This window comes from Clostridium malenominatum, from assembly GCF_039521365.1.
Taxonomy (GTDB): domain Bacteria; phylum Bacillota; class Clostridia; order Clostridiales; family Clostridiaceae; genus Clostridium_AW; species Clostridium_AW malenominatum.
The window spans coordinates 591,007-608,869 of record NZ_BAAACF010000001.1; the positions used below are offsets into that span (position 1 = coordinate 591,007).

The window sequence follows — 17,863 nt, forward strand, 5'->3', positions numbered from 1 at the left end:
TGTTGAAATATAAACTTATACCTACTTTGGAGGAGAAAAGCATGTTAGATGATGGAATTATAATCAAAGGAAACAAAGAAGGAATAAATGCAATAATAAATATGAATAAATTTAAAGATTTTGAAGAAATGCTCGATTCTTTAATAGAGAGATTATCTAAAGGCAAGGTATTTTATAAGGGGTGTACTTTAAAAATTACTACAGAATTAAAATACATAAATGATAAAGATTTAAGAAAGCTTAGAGATGTGCTCTTTGACGAAATACTTATTAAAGATTGTATTTTTGAGAATGAAGAAGACAAAAATGATAAAGTTTTTTCAGGCATTTATGAGGGAAGAACAAAGTTTATTAGAAGAACAATAAGAAGTGGACAAGTTATTAACTATGTTGGCAACGTAGTTATAGTTGGAGACGTTAACTCGGGAGCAGAAATTTATGCAGGAGGCAATGTAATTGTTCTTGGAGCTTTAAGAGGACATGTCCATGCAGGTAAAGGTGGAAATGAAAAAGCCATAGTTGCAGCCTTTAGCTTAGAGCCTCAAATACTTCAAATTGGAGGGGTTGCTACAAGGGCCCCTGAAGAAAGTATAAAACCTCAATACCCTGAAGTAGCAAGAATTAAAGGAAGTACCATAGTCGTAGAACCTTATTTGCCTAACAAATTTATATAACGGAGGGAAATTATATGGGAGAAGCTATAGTAATAACATCAGGCAAAGGTGGAGTTGGTAAAACTACTACCACTGCCAATATAGGAACAGCTTTAGCCTCAATGGGTAAAAAAGTTGTTGTTGTAGATGGAGACACTGGATTAAGAAATTTAGATGTGTTAATGGGACTTGAAAATAGAATAGTTTTTACTCTTATGGATGTAATAGAAGAAAATTGTAAATTAAAGCAAGCGCTTATAAAAGATAAAAGATTTCCTAATCTATTTTTGCTTCCTACAGCTCAAACAAGAGATAAAGATGATATTAAAAAAGAAGATATGGTAAAAGTCATTTATGAACTAAAAGAAGACTTTGACTACGTATTAATTGATTGTCCAGCAGGTATTGAACAAGGCTTTGAAAATGCAGTAGCTGCTGCAGATAGAGCGCTAGTAGTTGTTAATCCAGAAGTCACTTCTGTTAGAGATGCAGATAGAGTAATTGGTAAATTAGAAGCTAAGGGGGTAGAAGATCCTCAGCTTATTGTTAATAGAATCAACAGTGATATGGTTAAAAATGGAGATATGTTAGATGTAGATGACATATTAGATAGTTTAGCTATAAGATTAATAGGAATTGTTCCAGATGATAAGAATATTACAATTTCAACAAACAAGGGAGAACCTATAGTTTTAAATGATAAGGCACTATCCGGAAAAGCATTTAGTAATATTGCCAGAAGAATTACAGGAGATCAAGTGCCATTTATAGCAATGGAAACTAGTGAAGGCGGTCTCATACATTCATTAAAAAAACTCTTTGGAATTAAGTAGGGGTGATATTAATGGATTTATTAGGGTTTTTCTCAAAGAAAGCTTCAAAGGATACAGCAAAGGAAAGATTAAAATTAATATTAATACATGATCGAGCTACTGTATCTCCTGAATTATTGGAAAATATTAAAGAAGAGATAATGAATGTAATATCTAAGTATGTTGAAATTGATAGGGAAGAGTTAGAAATAAAAATGACTACTTCCGATGAAGATGAGGGCAATTCTCCTGCCTTAGTTGCAAATATTCCTATTAGAAAAATGTTGAAAAGAAGATAATTTTTAAGGCTATGTGTAAATTTACACATAGCTTTTTTTGTTTTACATTGATATAATCATATTTGTATTGGAGGGATATTTGAGATGTTTGAAAAACTAAAGATTAATAGAAAATTGTTAAGAGAGTTAGATTTTGGATTGATATTTGTGGTTTTAATCATAGCTTTCTTTGGATCTTTAAATATATATAGTGCAACAAAAACCTGGGCGGGAATAGCTGTTTTTAAATCTCAAATAGTATGGATAGGCTTAGGATTATTTGTAATGTATTGCATTTTGCTAGTTGATTATTCTGTGATACAAGGTTATGTAAAAATAATATATTGGTTTGGAATAATACTGTTATTTTTAAATGATACAATTTTTAAATCTACTGTAAATGGAGCAAGTTCGTGGATGAAGATAGGCTCTGTCACTATTGGACAGCCTTCAGAATTTGCAAAGCTTGGTATGATACTTATGATAAGTAAACTGTTAAATGATATGGAAGGAGATATTAATGATTTTAATAATTTTATTAAATTAGCCTTTTATGCTATTCTTCCTATGATTTTGATAGTAATACAACCGGATATGGGAATGACAATGGTTTGTTTTTTTATAGTCCTGGGAATGTTTTTTGCCGCTGGACTAAACTTAAAAGTTATTGTGGGAGGTTTCGCCTCGGTGATTGGACTTATAGCTTTGATTTGGAATACTCCTTTAATGTATGGTTATTGGAAGGTTAGATTAATATCTTTAATAAATCCTGGAGCTGATGAACTGGGAGCAAATCTTCAACTTATACAATCGCAAATAGGTATAGGATCTGGTGGCATAATAGGTAAAGGATTCGGTAAAGGTACCCAAGTTGCTGGAGGATTTATACCAGAAGTTCATACGGATTTTATATTTTCTGTAGTTGGAGAAGAGTGGGGATTTATTGGAGCTATATTTTTATTATTAATGTATGGCATATTACTCTATAAATTTATTAATATAGCTAAAACATCAAAGGATATTTTTGGGTCAATGTTATGTATAGGAGTAACCTCTACTTTCATATTTGGTATACTTCAAAACATAGGCATGACAATTGGTGTTATGCCCATCACTGGAATAACGCTGCCCCTTATGAGTTACGGAGGAAGTTCGTTAACCTCTACCTTTATGTCTATAGCGCTGATTTTAAATGTTGGTATGAGAAGAAAAAAAATAAATTTTTAGGAGGAATTAATTTGAGAATTGCTTTAATAGCCCATGACAAGAAGAAAGAAGATATGATTGAATTTGTGAAAAGATACAAAGAAGTATTTGAGGAACATGAACTTTTTGCCACAGGCACAACAGGAAAGCTTATATCAGAAAATACTGGTTTAGAGGTTTATAGATTTTTATCCGGCCCCTTAGGTGGAGATCAACAAATAGGAGGAAAACTGGCAGAGGGTAAAATTGATTTTATTATATTTTTTAGAGATCCTCTTACAGCACAGCCACATGAACCTGATGTTACTGCACTAATAAGATTATGCGATGTGCATCATATACCGCTAGCTACCAATGTAGGCTCGGCAGAAATATTTATAAAGGCTTTAAAGGCTCATAACTTTTAAGAGTTTGTTATTTAGACAAGCTCTTTTTTTATTGAAGAAAAGGTTATATTTAAAAAAAATTTCAATATATATTTGATATATTGTATTTTGAAAAGGAGTGAAAAACATGGGGAGTTATAACTCACAGTATGAGGAATATTATAAAAATTTAAAGAAAAGAAAAGATGTAGGAAAAGTTTACTACAACAGAGGCAAGAAGGATAATTTTATTTTAAATTATATAAGTAAAAGAATAATAAGAGATTTAGCAGGAGCTACAATACTACTATTTCTAGTAGTTTTATGTAAGGTTATAGTAACACCCAAAACCCAAAGTTTATATAATTATTCAAAGGAAATTATGAATAAAAACACAGAAGTATCAGCTCTTTATGAAAAGGTAAAAATGTTCAGTATTGCAGGATTAGAAGAAAAGGTTACAAATTTTATTGAAGAGAGTAAAAGTAAAATAACAGGTAAAAAAACAATTACTCAAAAAATTAGCGAAGAATTCATTCCTCCAGTAAGTGGAACTATAACATCTAGCTATGGATATAGGTTAGACCCAATAGATAATAAAAATAAATTTCATCATGGAGTAGATATAGGGGTAGCCGAGGGTACAGACGTAAAATCCTCTTATGGTGGCAAGGTAAAAGAAGTTGGAGAAGATAGTGAACTAGGAAAATATATATTGATAGATCATGGGGATGGTATAGAAACAAAATATGGTCATCTTAGCTCTATAAATGTAGTGAAAGATCAAACTGTTAGTAAAGGAGAAGCAGTAGGCAAGAGTGGAAAGACTGGAAAAACCACTGGGGAGCATCTTCATTTTGAACTACTTTTTATGGGGGAAAGTAGAAATCCAGAAAACTATTTAGCAATAAAATAGGATGGGGAAAATCTTGATAAAAATTAATAAATACTTCATTCCGTATTTACTAATACTATTCTACATAGGATATGAAAAAAAGTTTATAATCTCATTGATTATTGTGTTTTTGCATGAAGGTATACACTATATAGTTGCTAGATATTTTGGATTCTCTGGGTTCCAAATAGAAATCTTGCCTGTGGGTACAGTGCTAAAGCTTAGAGATATAGAGGAAGCTTCCATTAAGGAAAATTTAATAATATCTCTCTCTGCACCCTTAACAAATCTTATTCTAGCAGCTATATTTTATGTGATTTTTAAATTCAAGCCCTCAATGAATATATATTTATTGCTATATGAATATAATTTAATTATAGGGTTATTTAATTTAATTCCAGCGTACCCTTTAGATGGAGGTCGGATAATAAGAGATCTATTAAATTGCAAATATATTTATAAGAGGGCAAATTTAATTACCATTTATATTAGTTTATTAATAGGTATATTGTTAATACTTACTTACCTATTTTTATTTTTTGGAGGTAAAATTAATATAAGTATAGGACTTATAGGATTATTTATTATTATTTCTTCTATAAAAGAACGAGAAAGGATAACTTATATAATTATGGGAGACATTATAAAAAAGAAAAATATATTCTTAAAAAGAGGCTATATTGAAAATAGAAGTATTTCTGTTAATTATAAAATAACTTTAGTTAGTATTTTAAGTATAGTTGAAAAAAATAAGTACAACATTTTTTATGTATTAGATGACGAAATGAAAGTAATAGATTTGATTTTTGAACAGGAAATTATAGAAGGGTTAAAATTATATGGTAACATAACCATAAGAGAATTCATGGATATTGAGGATAGAAACTATAGATAAACCATTTTCAATTTTAAAGTTAATATGGTATTATATTTAAATAAGAACTTAAGAGGAGGATTACTAATGAACTTAATTCCTGATGATATTCTTTTTAGAGTAGAGAAACCAGCAAGATATATAGGAGAAGAATTTAATTCATATAAAAAAAATAAGGATGAAATAGACATAAGATTTGCTTTTTGTTTTCCTGATGTTTATGAAGTAGGAATGTCTCATTTAGGCACGAAAATACTTTATTATATATTAAACGAGAGAAAAGACACTTATTGTGAAAGAGTTTTTGCACCTTGGCCAGATATGGAAAAACTAATAAGAGAGAAAAATATTCCGTTATATGGCTTAGAAAGTAAGGATTCTATTAAAGACTTTGATTTCTTAGGATTTACCCTTCAATATGAAATGAGTTATACTAATATATTAAATATGTTAGATATGGGTGGAGTAACTATAAGAGCATCAGAAAGAGGAGAAGAAGAACCAATTGTTATTTGTGGAGGGCCTTGTTCATATAATCCAGAACCTCTTTATGATATAGCAGATTTATTCATTTTAGGAGAAGGAGAAGAGGTTTTACATGAAGTTTTGGACCTTTATAAAGATTATAAAGGAAGAAAAAGTGAGTTTTTAAAAGAGGCATGCAAAATACGAGGAGTATACGTACCTTCTTTATATAAAGTAGATTATAAAGAAGATGGAACTATAAAAGAATTTACTCCTTTATATGAAGATGTTCCAAGCAAGGTAAGAAAAAGAATAGTAAGAAACTTTAATGAAGTGGCGTATCCTGATAAATTAATTGTACCTTATACAGAAATTGTTCACGATAGGATTAATTTAGAAACCTTTAGAGGATGTACAAGAGGATGCAGATTTTGCCAGGCAGGAATGATTTATAGACCCATAAGAGAAAAGAAAAAAGAAAAGCTTATGGAGTTAGGAGAAAAACTGCTTAAAAGCACGGGATACAATGAAATATCATTAACTTCCCTAAGTATTTGTGACTATTCAGATATACGAGGATTAATTACCTCCTTAATAGAAAAACATGGAGGGGAAAAAGTAGGAGTATCTCTTCCTTCCTTAAGAATTGATTCCTTTTCTGTTGACTTAATAAATGAAATTCAAAAGGTTAGAAAAACAGGGCTTACCTTTGCACCTGAAGCAGGAACTCAAAGAATGAGAGATGTTATAAACAAGGGGGTTAATGAGGAAAACTTATTGACGGCCACAAGAAGTGCTTTTGAATCAGGTTGGTCAACTATAAAGCTTTACTTCATGATAGGGCTTCCTTATGAAACGGAAGAAGATGCAAAGGGTATAGCACTATTATCAGAAAAAGTAGTTAATGAGTACTACCAAATACCTAAGGAAGTAAGGAAAAAGGGATTAAAGGTAACAGCGAGTGCATCTATATTTGTTCCAAAGCCATTCACTCCATTCCAGTGGGTACCTCAACTAAAGGAAGAAGAAGTAATGCAAAGGGTGTATACTGTAAAAGACAATATAAAGTCTAGGGCCATTTCATTTAATTATCATGCTTCCAAAGTAAGCTTTATGGAAGGAGTTTTTGCTAGAGGAGATAGAAGACTTTGTGATGTGCTTATAGATGCCTTTAAAAATGGAGCGAAATTTGATGGATGGTCAGAGTTTTTTAACTACGATATATGGATGAATGCTTTTAAAAATTGTAATGTAGATCCAGAGTATTATACTTATAGAGAAAGAAGCTATGATGAAATATTACCTTGGGACTTTATAGATATAGGTGTAAATAAAGAGTATTTAATTAAAGAAAATGAAAAAGCAAAGCTTGGAACTATAACTCCTGATTGTAGAGAAGGATGTAGCGCCTGCGGAATAAATAAGAATTTAGAAGGGAAGTGTTTTGAAGGTGAGATATTTAGTTAAGTTTACAAAAGGAAGCAATATAAAGTTTGTATCTCATTTGGATTTAATGAGAACCCTTCAAAAAATAATTAAAAGAGGAAATCTCCCCATTGAATATTCTCAAGGGTTTAATCCCCATATGAGTATTTCATTAGCTCAACCTCTTTCAGTAGGAATGTTTTCAAAGGGCGAATACATGGATATTAATCTTAGTGAAAACCTAGATACGTGGGTTGTTAAAGATAGATTAAATGAAAATTCATCTTCTAATATAAAGTTTATTAATGTAGTAAAGATAGACAAAGAAAGTAAAGATGGAAAGAAAATACCTCAAGCTATGGCAGCTATAGAAGCTGCTTCCTATTCCATAAATATTAAATATCATAGTTTAGATAAGATAGAAGAAGATATAAAAAACATATTTAAAATGGAAGAATGGAAGGTCTTGAAAAAAGGTAAAAGTGGAGAGAAAGAAGTAGATATAAAACCTATGCTAAAGAAGTTTAATCATAAAATAGAAAATAACTCTTTAATATTAGAGGTATTAGTTAGCGCGGGAAGTAGAGAAAATCTATCAGCAGACTTATTAAGTAAATTTATTTTGGATAATACTCATAATGGAGATAAAGAGGGATTTGTTCTAATAGAAAGACAGGAAATATACGGTGGAAATGAAGATAATCTTGTTTCTCTAGATAAGTACTTAGGAAATATGTAGTACTCTAAATTAGCTAGGGGTGTTGAAAATGAAGGAAATATTCGTAGAACGGAATGGTTCTGTACTAAGAATTGCTATAAAGAAAAATAACAAGCTAAAGGAATGCTTTATAGAAGAGGATTCAAAGGAACCTTTTCCAGGGGAGATATATAAAGGAATAGTAAAAAACATTATCCCTGGAATAAAGTGTGCCTTCATAGATATAGGACACAGAGAAAACTGTTATATGTATATAGATAGAAAATTTAAAAATACACATTTAAAAAAGGGCGACGAACTTTTAGTTGAAGTAGTAAAGGAAGCTATAGGTAAAAAGGGCCCTAAGGTTACCAATGCAGTAGCTATACCAGGTCGATACTGCGTGCTAAATACCCTTGATAATAATATAAGCTTCTCTCAAAAAATTAAAGATGAAAGAGTGAAAGATTATATAAAACAGGGAATAAAGAAACCAGAGGATGCTGGACTTATGATTAGAACCAATGCATCAAAGGTAACTTTAGAAATGATAAACGAAGAAGTAGATTTTCTAAATACCACATATAAGGATATAAAGAGAAAGGGAACATACTCTTTAAAACCAGGGTTGCTTTATAGAGCAGGAGGAATATTAGGTAAAATTTTAAGAGATAAGCTAGATGAAGTAACTACTAAGATTTATGTCAATAGCGAAGAAGACTATGAAGAAGTAAAAAACTACATAACAAACGCAAAGGATGTAAATGTTTTTCTTCAAATACATAGAGAAGAGTTGGACTTATTTCAATTTTATGGAATCGAAGGGGAAATATTAAAGCTTAGAAATAATAAAGTACAGTTAAATTGTGGTGGATATATTATAATTGAAAAGACTGAAGCCATGTATACAATAGATGTAAACTCAGGGAAAAATATAAAGGGTGAATCCATGAGGAAAACTGCCTTTATAACTAATATTCAAGCTGCTGAGGAAATAGCTAATCAAATAAGACTTAGAAATTTAAGTGGTATAATATTAGTAGATTTTATTGACATGCAGGATGAAGAAGACAAGGAAAATGTATTTTTGAAATTAAAAGAAGGCTTTGAAGAAGATAAAGTTAAAACTGTTATTTATCCTTTTACAGAGTTAAACCTTGTGCAAATTGCAAGAAGAAGAGTAGGAAAAGCAATAAATGAATACATGGAAGAGGCTTGTCATTGCTGTAATGGTAAAGGAAATAGATTAAAACTATCCTATATAAATTTACTAATTAGAAATGAAGTTAAAAAAGTAAAAGAAAATAATAATATTAAAAACATTTATATTGAAGTTAATGATGGTTACAAAAAACACATAACAGAAGATATAATTTCTTTTATTAAAGAAATAGACTCCTTAGATATATCTGTATACTTAAAGTTTACCCAGGGAGAAGAATATTACAAAGTAGAACCTTTATTATTTTCTAATCAACTAGAAAATTTAAAAATGTATAAAATATACGGGTAAAAAACTTTACAAAGCTAGCTGGATATGTTAAAATGGCTTTTGTAGACCGCACAGAAAAGGTTGAAACATGGAAACATGTACCTTAAATGGCGAGACTGGTTAGAGGAGGTGTGTTTAATGTACGCTATAGTTTTAACTGGAGGAAAACAGTATAAAGTTTCTGAAGGAGATGTAATCTTCGTTGAAAAGTTAGAAGCAGAAGTTGATGCTACTATAGAACTTGATAATGTTCTAGCAGTTAGCAAAGAAAACGGTGAGTTCGTTGTTGGAAGCCCAGCAGTTGAAGGAGCTAATATTACTGCTAAAGTTTTAGGTCAAGGAAAAGCTAAAAAAGTTGTTGTTTTCAAATATAAGCGTAAAAAGCATTATAGAAAAAAACAAGGTCACAGACAGCCATACACTAAACTTCAAATAGAAAAAATTAATGCTTAATTATCATGATTAAAGCAGTATTTGAAAAAAGAAAAGGCTGTATAGTTTCTTTTGATATTAAAGGACATGCAAATTCAGTTAGTGAAGGATATGACTTAGTTTGTGCAGCTGTTTCAGCAATATCAATTACTATGGCTAACGGAATTACTGAAGTTGCAAAAGTAAATGCAGATATTCAAACTATAGATGGTTTTTTAAGTTGTAACTTAAAGAAATTAAGTAGTGAGCAAATACATAAATGTCAATTATTATTAGAGACTATGTTAATTGGTTTAAGAAGTATAGAAAAAAGTTACGGTAAATATATAAAGGTTTTAGTAGAGGAGGTGGAGTAGTATGTTACTAATGAACCTTCAGTTATTTGCTACGAAAAAAGGTGTAGGTAGCTCAAAGAACGGAAGAGACAGTGAATCTAAGAGACTTGGAGTTAAATCTGCAGACGGTCAATTCGTTTTAGCAGGAAACATTTTAGTTAGACAAAGAGGAACTAAGATTCATCCAGGAAACAACGTTGGCAGAGGAAGCGACGATACTTTGTTTGCTAAAGTTGATGGAATAGTTAAATTCGAAAGAGTTGGAAAAACTAAAAAAAGAGCTTCTGTTTATCCATTAGAAATAATAGAAGATGTTGTTGTAGCTGAATAATATAAAGCACCCTGGTTTAGGGTGCTTTTTTTAAAATTAATGTGGTGAGGATTAACTATGGGGGAATTTGAGAAAACAATTGAAGTTTTAAGAAAACAAAGGCACGATTTCATGAATGACCTTCAAATTATATATGGATATCTCCAAGTAAATAAAGAAAATGAAGCTAAAAAATTTATAGATAAATTAAGCATACACAATGAAGTCATAAGTGAATTATACAATTTAGGGGATAGTTTATTAGCTTATAACTTAGAAAAAAATATTATAAGAATGTTTAGAAAAGATATTGGTATAACAGTAAATATTGAAATATCTAAATTTAAAAAAAGACTTTTACATAGTGAAAAAGATAAAAAAATTAATTTAGTAAATAATATATTTAATGAAATAGAAGAAAAAGAACATAAAAACATACATATATACATATTTGAGGATAAATTAGGAGAAAGTCTTTTTATATCTAATAATGAAGAATTAACAGATGAAATTAATTGGATGGAATCTTGGGATAAATTAAATATAGAAATAGAAGATATTTCGGTATATCGATGTATTTATGGGGATAATATTGCTTATAGAATTATATTTTGTAAGTAAAAACAAAGTTATTTAAGAGGTGAGAATATTGTTTATAGACAGAGCAAAAATATTTGTTAAATCGGGAGATGGTGGAAATGGTGCCATATCTTTTAGAAGAGAGAAGTATGTTCCATTAGGAGGACCAGACGGAGGAGACGGAGGTAAAGGTGGAGATGTTATATTATTAGTAGACCCAAATATGACAACTCTTTTGGACTTTACATATAAGAGAAAATATGTTGCAGAAAGAGGCAGTGATGGTTCTAGTGCAAAATGTTACGGTAAGGATGGCAAAACTTTAACAATAAAGGTACCAATGGGTACAGTAGTGAAAGATGAGCTTTCTGGAAAAATTATGGCTGATTTAGCTCATGCAGGAGATAAGTATGTAATAGCAAAAGGAGGAAAGGGTGGAAAAGGTAATGTAAAATTTGCTACACCTACAAGACAAACTCCTAGCTTTGCTGAGCCTGGAATGCCAGGAGAAGAAAGAAGTATAGTATTAGAACTTAAACTTCTTGCAGATGTAGGATTAATAGGGTTTCCAAATGTAGGAAAGTCAACAATGTTGTCAATTGTAAGTAATGCAAAACCTAAAATTGCAAATTATCATTTTACTACCTTAACTCCAAACTTAGGTGTGGTAGGACAGTCTGGAATAGAACCCTTTGTAATAGCTGATATACCAGGAATTATCGAAGGTGCGTCAGAAGGAGTAGGATTAGGGCTTGATTTTTTAAGACATATTGAGAGAACAAGACTATTAATTCACGTGGTTGATATATCAGGAATTGAAGGAAGAGATCCTTATGAAGATTTCCTTAAAATAAATGAAGAATTAAAAAAATACAGCGTAAAGTTATGGGATAGACCTCAGATAATAGCAGCAAACAAAAGTGATATGCTTATGGATGAAAAGGTTTATGAAGATTTTAAAGAAAAGGTTGAAAAGCTAGGATATAAAAGCATATTTAAAATTTCAGCAGCTACAAATTCGGGATTAACAGAGTTGATTAAGGAAGCGGCAAGGGTTTTATCTACTATACCTGTAATAGATTTGCAAATAGAAGAAAAGGATATGTTTGTACCAGAAGAAAAGAGATTCACTTATACTATTAAAATTGAGGATGGAATTTATGTTGTAGAAGGAAGTTTTGCAGATAGGCTTCTTCAAAGTGTTAATGTTAATGACCCAGACGGACTAAGATATTTTCATAACGTATTAAAGAATAAAGGTGTCATGAGCGAATTAATAGAAATGGGAATTGAAGATGGAGACACTGTAAGATTTAAAGATTTTGAATTTGATTTTATACTGTAGAATTGAAAGGATTGAGAGTAAAGTAATGATAACGTCAAAGCAAAGAAGCTATTTAAGGTCACTTGCCCATAATATAGACCCTATATTTCAAGTTGGCAAGGGTGGAGTAGAAGAAAACTTCCTAAAACAGGTAGATGATGCCTTGGAAGCTAGAGAACTTATTAAAATATCAGTATTGAATAATAGCGGTTTGGAAGCAAGAGAAGCTTCAGATATTATTTGTGAAGAATTAAAATGTGAAGGGGTTCAAGCAATAGGAAATAAATTTGTTCTTTATAGAAGATCAATGAAAAAACCTAAAATAGAGCTACCTTAAAACATGGTGAGAGGGTAAAGAGTATATGGAGAAAAAAGCTATATTTGGAGGAACCTTTGATCCAATTCATAATGGTCATCTTCATATAGCCTATGAGGCTTTATACAAATTAAATTTAGATAAGATTATTTTTGTTCCATCAGGAAATCCCCCTCATAAACAGGGGGGAGTTATTGTAAACTCAAATTTGAGATATGAAATGGTTTGTATGGCTATAAGAGAAGAGATCAATTTTGAAATAAGTGATTATGAAATAAATAAAAAAGATATTAGCTACACTTATGAAACTTTGACATATTTTAATGAAACATATCCACATACTCAGTGGCACTTTTTGACTGGTGTGGATTGTTTAATGGAATTAGAAACATGGAAAAACCTTAAGGATATTATGAAGATATGTAAATTCATCGTTTTTAATAGACCCGGGTACAATAAGAATGAAATAATGGAGCGAAAGTATATACTAGAAAAAAAGTATGGAAATGAAATAATATTTTTAGATATACCTTTGCTAGAAATATCATCTACTGAAATAAGAAAAGCCTTAAGGGAAAATAGAAATATAAGATACTTTTTACCTGAAGGGGTATATAATACTGCAAAAGAATTAAAGTTATATGAATAACTTTTATATTGTGTCTAGGAGTGATTTTAATGTGGAGCCAAGAGTCTATGGAGGTCTTTTTAAAGGAAAAATTAGACCCCAAAAGATATCAGCATAGTATAAGTGTGAAAGAAACAGCAAAAAGTATGGCAAAATATTTTAGAGTTAATGAAGATAAAGCAGCTATTGCAGGATTAATTCACGATTGTGCTAAAGGATTAAATAGCTATGAACTAATAAATTTAGTTAGAAAAAATGGATATAAGATAGATGAAGTTTCTGAAAGAAGTCCTCAGCTTTTACATGGATTAGCAGGGGCTATAATTGCTAGAGATACTATGGGAATTAGAGATGATGAAATTTTTAATGCCATAGCTTATCATACTACAGGAAGAAAAAACATGACAATGTTAGAAAAAATCATATATCTTGCCGATTATATAGAGCCGCTTAGAAGATATTCAGGTGTAGAAGAAATTAGAGAATTAACCTATAAAAATATAGATAAAGCCATGGTTAAATCCTTTGATTTGACCATAAAATATATAGTGGAAAGAGGGCAAATGTTGCATATTAACACTGTAGAAGGTAGAAACTATTTATTGAAAATTGTAGGTGAATAAAATGGGTAATAAGAAAAAAAGTAAAAAAAGTAGTAAAAAAGGTAGTAAAAGAAAATTTATACTACTGGGGTTACTGTTTATAGTAGCCTTTGTTTCTAGCTACTTATATTTTTACTTATTGAGCTTTAGTAATAATTCAATATCAGAAAATAAATTAGCTATAGTTGAAAGAAAAGAAACTACAAATAAACAGCCTATTAACATATTAGTTATGGGAGTGGATTATGGAGGACCTTATAGTAAAAACGATCCTAAAAGAACAGACACTATGATTTTGCTAAACTATAATCCAAAGAGTGATAAAATAAAAATGGTATCAATTCCTAGAGATACTAGAGTTTTAATAAATGGGAAGGTGCAAAAAATTAATGCAGCTCATGCTATTGGTGGGCCTGAGTATTCAATAAAAGCAGTAGAAAATTTGCTAAATATAAATGTTAATTACTACGCTAAATTGGACTATGAAGGGTTTAGAAAGGTAATTGATAGTATAGGTGGCATCGAAATGAAAATAGAGCAGAATATGTATTATGATGACCCTACACAAAATTTGCATATAAAATTTAAAAAGGGTGAAGTTGTTCAACTAAATGGTAAAAAAGCAGAAGAGTTTTTTAGATGGAGACAAAATAATGATGGTACGGGACTCTCAGAAGGAGATTTAGGAAGAATTAAAAATCAGCAAATGTTTATAGGAAAGGTTATTGATAAATTCAAAAGTCCGTCTATAATAACTAGATTACCTTCAATTATTTCTACCTTACCTAAATATATAGAAACTAATATGAAGCCTGATGAAATATTAAAATATGGATATACATTTATAAAAATTGATAAAGAGGATATGGATATTTTAACTGTTGGAGGAGAGGCTAAATATATCGGTGGGATTTCCTACTTTATATACGATGAAACTTTAAATAAAGATTTAGTTTCAGAACTACAAGGAATAACTGCTGAAGTTAAACTTCAAAGGGGAAAAATTAAAATACAGATTCTAAACTGCACAAATAAAAATGGAATAGCTTCAGAGTATTCTTCTTTATTAAAAAGTAAGGGCTATAGCAATATAGATATTGGCAATGGAGATAATTTAAAAAAATCTAAAATTATATTTAGGGGTATAAATAAAAGTTTGATTAAGGATATAACAAAAGAATTTAATATAGATAATATAGAAAATAATAGCTATAAAGAAGGGGATTATAATATTACCGTGCTATTAGGGGAAGATTATACTAAGTAGATAAAAGGAGTTATTGATGGGTAGTGAATTAAATTTTTCATTTGAAAAGGATGAGAGTATACTTCTAAATAAATATTTGAAAGACGTTTTAAAATTATCATCAAGGCTCATTAGAGGAGCAATTAGAGAAGATAGAATAATGGTAAACGGAAAAGTTGCTAGATTAAGATATGAGCTAAAAAAGGGAGACTTAATACAAGTTTTCATTCAAAAAGAAGAAGAACAAAACATTGAACCTGAAAAAATGGATTTAGATATAATCTATGAGGATGTAGACATTATTGTTATAAACAAAAGTCCGGGAATGGTTGTTCATCCAACTAAAAGATTTCAAAGTGGTACCCTAGCTAATGGACTACTATATTATTTTAAAAGCAAGGGTGAAAATTGTATAGTAAGATTAGTTAGTAGATTAGATATGGATACTTCAGGGCTGATATTAATCGCAAAGAATCAATACTCTCATATGGCTCTAGCAAGAGAAATGAGCGGAGAAAGCTTTAAAAAGGGGTATATGGCAGTGGCTCACAATAAGCTTTCACCTAATGAAGGCACAATGGATTATCCTATATATAGAGTAGGAGAAGGTACAATTAAGAGAGTTATAGATCCTAGGGGGCAGGAAAGCATTACTCATTATAAGGTGATAGAGGAATATGAAAAGGGTAGCTTAATTCAATTAAGGTTGGAAACCGGTAGAACTCATCAAATTAGGGTTCATTTAAGTCATATAGGAAATCCTTTATATGGAGATATACTTTACGGTGAAGCCTATGATGATAGTAGCTTAATAAGCAGGCAAGCACTTCATGCTAATACATTATCTTTTCCACATCCAAGGACAGGAAAGATAATAAATTTAGAATGCGGATTACCAAAGGATATAAAAAATTTAATAGAGAAATTAAAAAATAGCTAGCCTAAAAAGAGGGTAGCTATTTTTATATATTATTTTGATTATAATCTTAATTTGCGATTTCTAACAATTATTATTGAGGCTATAGTAATTAAAGTTATTAGTATAGACAAAATTGTAACTGTAGTTTTACTAAATTTAGACATGGCCTGGGCAGTTGCATCAGCTTTTATTATATGATCAGAATCACTTAAAAGAGGCAAGGTCCCTAGGTCTTTATCCTTATAAAAAATAGAAGCATTTAATACTTTTTCGTCTTTTATAAAGGATTGAGAACTTAAATCTTTATTTTCTAAGGTAAATATAGCATTATCACTACTAGTTTTTTCTTTAATGTAATAGAAATCTTCTGAAGCTTTTAGCTTAATATTTAAATTTTTTTCATTATACTCTGTAACTACATCACCTTTTTTAAACATTTTTATTAATGAAAAGTTATTGAAGCCGTAATTAAATAGGTTAATTGTATCTTCAAAGTAAGTTTTATTCTTATCATATATTAAAGCAGCTACAAGTCTATGACCGTTTCTCTGAGCACTTGCCACATAAGAGTGCTGAGATTGAACAGTGTACCCGGTTTTCCCACCTTCAATTCCATCATAATAATAACTAGAATATTTTTGAATTAATTTATTCTTATTCCAAAGGGGTCTACCTTCTTTAGATTTATTTGTAGGATCAATTTTATAGGATAATGAAGTAGCTATTTCTATATATTCTGGATATTTTACAAGCTCTCTCATTATAAGGGCTAAATCCTTAGCTGATGTTCGATGCTTACCATCATAAAGACCACTTGGGTTAACAAAGTTTGTATTTTCACAACCTAGCTCTTTGGCACGTTTATTCATAAGTTTTGAAAATTCCTCTACAGAGCCACTAATATGTTCTGCTAAAGCTTCAGCAGTATCATTGGCGGATTCTAATAGAAGTGCATATAGTAAATCTTTAACAATTATATTTTCTCCTTCAAAAATATATATTTTGCTACCGTCAGCAAAGGGAGGTTTTTTTCCAACTACCACCACATCATCCAGCTTTGTATTTTCAAAAGCAAGCAATGCTGTCATGATTTTTGTTGTGGAAGCAGGGGGGAAAGGCTTGTTTATATTTTTTTGAAAAAGTATTTCTCCAGTGGTAGCATCCATAAGAATTGCACCTTCAGCAGAAACAGTAGGCGGATTGGTTTTAGCTTTAGCGATATTCCAATTTGTAATTATTAAAAAAGACAAAATAAATAATAATAAATTACGTAACGTTCTCATTGTATCCTCCTTAGTTGTGCTTAAAGACAATTATATCAAAAAATACCCAAAACTGCGATATTAATTAATAAATTTGTCAATAATTATAACAAATTAAATTCTCTGTTATTTGTAAAAAAGGAGGTACTAAATGTGAAAAATAAAAAGAAAATAATAGGATCTACCGTAATTTTATTTTTATTTATATGTTGGTCAGCCATTGGGTACTTTAGAGATGGAGGTAATGATAGTAAAACTGAAGATATATTTATAGAAGCTACCAATGAAGCTACAGAAAGTTATATTACTATTTATGTAAATGGAGAAGTGGAAAATCCAGGAGTATATAAACTAAAAAGCAATAGCAGAATAGAAGACGCAATTAAAATTGCAGGAGGATTTACAGAAAAGGCAGATAAGGATAAACTAAATCTAGCTAAAAAAATTAAAGATGAAGATTATGTTTATGTTAGCGGAAAAGTTGATAAAGATAATATTGAAAGTGGAAAGCTAAATGTTTCTACAGGGGAAAAAAAGGTAAATATAAATGATGCCTCTAAGGAAGAGTTAAAAACTATTCCTGGCATAGGGGATGTGACAGCCCAAAATATTATAGATTATAGAGAAGAAAAGGGAGGATTTAATTCTATAGATGAAATTAAAAACATCAATAGAATTGGAGAAAAAACCTTCCAAAAATTAAAGGATAAATTAGATATAAGATGATATAATTAATAAGTATATAAGT

At 30.2% G+C, this 17,863-nt stretch carries 22 protein-coding genes; 21 read left to right on the plus strand and 1 reads right to left on the minus strand.

Annotated features, from left to right (window positions below):
- Positions 1-41 precede the first annotated feature (41 nt).
- The 20 genes from minC (at position 42) to ABDZ69_RS03035 (ending at position 15,874) form a co-directional block, all read left to right on the plus strand.
- Positions 42-674: a septum site-determining protein MinC gene (gene minC, locus ABDZ69_RS02940; RefSeq protein ID WP_343766377.1), complete on the plus strand. Its 633-nt coding sequence runs from the start codon at positions 42-44 to the stop codon at positions 672-674.
- A 14-nt stretch (positions 675-688) separates the two neighbouring features.
- Positions 689-1,486, plus strand: coding sequence for a septum site-determining protein MinD (minD, locus tag ABDZ69_RS02945; RefSeq protein WP_343766379.1), 798 nt, complete (start codon positions 689-691; stop codon positions 1,484-1,486).
- Positions 1,487-1,497: 11 nt separating this feature from the next.
- Complete coding sequence (gene minE / locus ABDZ69_RS02950; RefSeq protein WP_343766381.1) at positions 1,498-1,764, plus strand: cell division topological specificity factor MinE; 267 nt, start codon at positions 1,498-1,500, stop codon at positions 1,762-1,764.
- A gap of 84 nt (positions 1,765-1,848) precedes the next feature.
- The gene (gene rodA / locus ABDZ69_RS02955) at positions 1,849-2,970 is read left to right on the plus strand and encodes a rod shape-determining protein RodA (protein ID WP_343766383.1); all 1,122 of its coding nucleotides are present in this window, start codon (positions 1,849-1,851) and stop codon (positions 2,968-2,970) included.
- An 11-nt stretch (positions 2,971-2,981) separates the two neighbouring features.
- On the plus strand, positions 2,982-3,356 hold the full coding sequence (gene mgsA / locus ABDZ69_RS02960) for a methylglyoxal synthase (protein WP_343766385.1): 375 nt from the start codon (positions 2,982-2,984) through the stop codon (positions 3,354-3,356).
- A 106-nt stretch (positions 3,357-3,462) separates the two neighbouring features.
- Complete coding sequence (locus tag ABDZ69_RS02965) at positions 3,463-4,230, plus strand: M23 family metallopeptidase (RefSeq protein ID WP_343766388.1); 768 nt, start codon at positions 3,463-3,465, stop codon at positions 4,228-4,230.
- A 13-nt stretch (positions 4,231-4,243) separates the two neighbouring features.
- A complete protein-coding gene (locus ABDZ69_RS02970; RefSeq protein WP_343766390.1) occupies positions 4,244-5,104 on the plus strand; it encodes a M50 family metallopeptidase in 861 nt (286 codons plus the stop codon).
- Positions 5,105-5,170: 66 nt separating this feature from the next.
- Positions 5,171-7,015, plus strand: a complete 1,845-nt coding sequence (locus ABDZ69_RS02975) for a TIGR03960 family B12-binding radical SAM protein (RefSeq protein WP_343766393.1) — start codon at positions 5,171-5,173, stop codon at positions 7,013-7,015.
- Positions 6,993-7,712: a TIGR03936 family radical SAM-associated protein gene (locus tag ABDZ69_RS02980; protein WP_343766396.1), complete on the plus strand. Its 720-nt coding sequence runs from the start codon at positions 6,993-6,995 to the stop codon at positions 7,710-7,712. Before ABDZ69_RS02975 ends, ABDZ69_RS02980 begins: the two co-directional genes overlap by 23 nt.
- Before the next feature lie 28 nt (positions 7,713-7,740).
- Entirely contained in the window at positions 7,741-9,183 is a 1,443-nt protein-coding gene (locus tag ABDZ69_RS02985) for an Rne/Rng family ribonuclease (protein ID WP_343766398.1), read from the plus strand.
- Positions 9,184-9,300: 117 nt separating this feature from the next.
- A complete protein-coding gene (gene rplU / locus ABDZ69_RS02990; protein ID WP_343766401.1) occupies positions 9,301-9,615 on the plus strand; it encodes a 50S ribosomal protein L21 in 315 nt (104 codons plus the stop codon).
- Positions 9,616-9,620: 5 nt separating this feature from the next.
- Positions 9,621-9,950: a ribosomal-processing cysteine protease Prp gene (locus ABDZ69_RS02995; protein ID WP_343766404.1), complete on the plus strand. Its 330-nt coding sequence runs from the start codon at positions 9,621-9,623 to the stop codon at positions 9,948-9,950.
- A 1-nt stretch (position 9,951) separates the two neighbouring features.
- Positions 9,952-10,260 (plus strand): 50S ribosomal protein L27, encoded by a 309-nt coding sequence (gene rpmA / locus ABDZ69_RS03000; RefSeq protein ID WP_343766407.1) that lies wholly within the window; start codon positions 9,952-9,954, stop codon positions 10,258-10,260.
- A 57-nt stretch (positions 10,261-10,317) separates the two neighbouring features.
- On the plus strand, positions 10,318-10,860 hold the full coding sequence (locus ABDZ69_RS03005) for a Spo0B domain-containing protein (RefSeq protein ID WP_343766410.1): 543 nt from the start codon (positions 10,318-10,320) through the stop codon (positions 10,858-10,860).
- A gap of 28 nt (positions 10,861-10,888) precedes the next feature.
- Entirely contained in the window at positions 10,889-12,163 is a 1,275-nt protein-coding gene (gene obgE, locus ABDZ69_RS03010) for a GTPase ObgE (protein ID WP_343766413.1), read from the plus strand.
- 25 nt (positions 12,164-12,188) lie between these two features.
- Positions 12,189-12,479: a ribosome assembly RNA-binding protein YhbY gene (gene yhbY, locus ABDZ69_RS03015; RefSeq protein WP_343769564.1), complete on the plus strand. Its 291-nt coding sequence runs from the start codon at positions 12,189-12,191 to the stop codon at positions 12,477-12,479.
- Positions 12,480-12,504: 25 nt separating this feature from the next.
- On the plus strand, positions 12,505-13,107 hold the full coding sequence (gene nadD / locus ABDZ69_RS03020; protein ID WP_343766416.1) for a nicotinate-nucleotide adenylyltransferase: 603 nt from the start codon (positions 12,505-12,507) through the stop codon (positions 13,105-13,107).
- A 29-nt stretch (positions 13,108-13,136) separates the two neighbouring features.
- Positions 13,137-13,709, plus strand: a complete 573-nt coding sequence (gene yqeK, locus ABDZ69_RS03025) for a bis(5'-nucleosyl)-tetraphosphatase (symmetrical) YqeK (protein WP_343766419.1) — start codon at positions 13,137-13,139, stop codon at positions 13,707-13,709.
- 1 nt (position 13,710) lies between these two features.
- A complete protein-coding gene (locus tag ABDZ69_RS03030; protein WP_343766423.1) occupies positions 13,711-14,955 on the plus strand; it encodes an LCP family protein in 1,245 nt (414 codons plus the stop codon).
- A 16-nt stretch (positions 14,956-14,971) separates the two neighbouring features.
- Complete coding sequence (locus tag ABDZ69_RS03035; protein ID WP_343766425.1) at positions 14,972-15,874, plus strand: RluA family pseudouridine synthase; 903 nt, start codon at positions 14,972-14,974, stop codon at positions 15,872-15,874.
- A 38-nt stretch (positions 15,875-15,912) separates the two neighbouring features.
- Here the strand turns inward: ABDZ69_RS03035 and ABDZ69_RS03040 are convergent, their stop codons facing one another.
- Positions 15,913-17,136 (minus strand): D-alanyl-D-alanine carboxypeptidase family protein, encoded by a 1,224-nt coding sequence (locus tag ABDZ69_RS03040; protein WP_343766428.1) that lies wholly within the window; start codon positions 17,134-17,136, stop codon positions 15,913-15,915.
- Positions 17,137-17,268: 132 nt separating this feature from the next.
- Between ABDZ69_RS03040 and ABDZ69_RS03045 the strand changes: the two genes are divergently transcribed.
- Positions 17,269-17,841 (plus strand): helix-hairpin-helix domain-containing protein, encoded by a 573-nt coding sequence (locus ABDZ69_RS03045; RefSeq protein ID WP_343766431.1) that lies wholly within the window; start codon positions 17,269-17,271, stop codon positions 17,839-17,841.
- The last annotated feature ends 22 nt before the right edge of the window (positions 17,842-17,863 follow it).

What these genes read in the sequence shown, in the direction of transcription:
- rpmA (WP_343766407.1), top strand. Translation starts at nt 9,952, where the DNA reads ATGTTACTAATGAACCTTCAGTTATTTGCTACGAAAAAAGGTGTAGGT.
- yhbY (WP_343769564.1), top strand. Translation starts at nt 12,189, where the DNA reads ATGATAACGTCAAAGCAAAGAAGCTATTTAAGGTCACTTGCCCATAAT.
- minD (WP_343766379.1), top strand. Translation starts at nt 689, where the DNA reads ATGGGAGAAGCTATAGTAATAACATCAGGCAAAGGTGGAGTTGGTAAA.
- minE (WP_343766381.1), top strand. Translation starts at nt 1,498, where the DNA reads ATGGATTTATTAGGGTTTTTCTCAAAGAAAGCTTCAAAGGATACAGCA.
- ABDZ69_RS03035 (WP_343766425.1), top strand. Translation starts at nt 14,972, where the DNA reads ATGGGTAGTGAATTAAATTTTTCATTTGAAAAGGATGAGAGTATACTT.
- ABDZ69_RS02995 (WP_343766404.1), top strand. Translation starts at nt 9,621, where the DNA reads ATGATTAAAGCAGTATTTGAAAAAAGAAAAGGCTGTATAGTTTCTTTT.
- ABDZ69_RS02975 (WP_343766393.1), top strand. Translation starts at nt 5,171, where the DNA reads ATGAACTTAATTCCTGATGATATTCTTTTTAGAGTAGAGAAACCAGCA.
- rplU (WP_343766401.1), top strand. Translation starts at nt 9,301, where the DNA reads ATGTACGCTATAGTTTTAACTGGAGGAAAACAGTATAAAGTTTCTGAA.
- ABDZ69_RS03005 (WP_343766410.1), top strand. Translation starts at nt 10,318, where the DNA reads ATGGGGGAATTTGAGAAAACAATTGAAGTTTTAAGAAAACAAAGGCAC.
- nadD (WP_343766416.1), top strand. Translation starts at nt 12,505, where the DNA reads ATGGAGAAAAAAGCTATATTTGGAGGAACCTTTGATCCAATTCATAAT.
- ABDZ69_RS03030 (WP_343766423.1), top strand. Translation starts at nt 13,711, where the DNA reads ATGGGTAATAAGAAAAAAAGTAAAAAAAGTAGTAAAAAAGGTAGTAAA.
- rodA (WP_343766383.1), top strand. Translation starts at nt 1,849, where the DNA reads ATGTTTGAAAAACTAAAGATTAATAGAAAATTGTTAAGAGAGTTAGAT.
- ABDZ69_RS03040 (WP_343766428.1), bottom strand. Translation starts at nt 17,136, where the DNA reads ATGAGAACGTTACGTAATTTATTATTATTTATTTTGTCTTTTTTAATA.
- ABDZ69_RS02985 (WP_343766398.1), top strand. Translation starts at nt 7,741, where the DNA reads ATGAAGGAAATATTCGTAGAACGGAATGGTTCTGTACTAAGAATTGCT.
- ABDZ69_RS02965 (WP_343766388.1), top strand. Translation starts at nt 3,463, where the DNA reads ATGGGGAGTTATAACTCACAGTATGAGGAATATTATAAAAATTTAAAG.
- yqeK (WP_343766419.1), top strand. Translation starts at nt 13,137, where the DNA reads ATGTGGAGCCAAGAGTCTATGGAGGTCTTTTTAAAGGAAAAATTAGAC.
- minC (WP_343766377.1), top strand. Translation starts at nt 42, where the DNA reads ATGTTAGATGATGGAATTATAATCAAAGGAAACAAAGAAGGAATAAAT.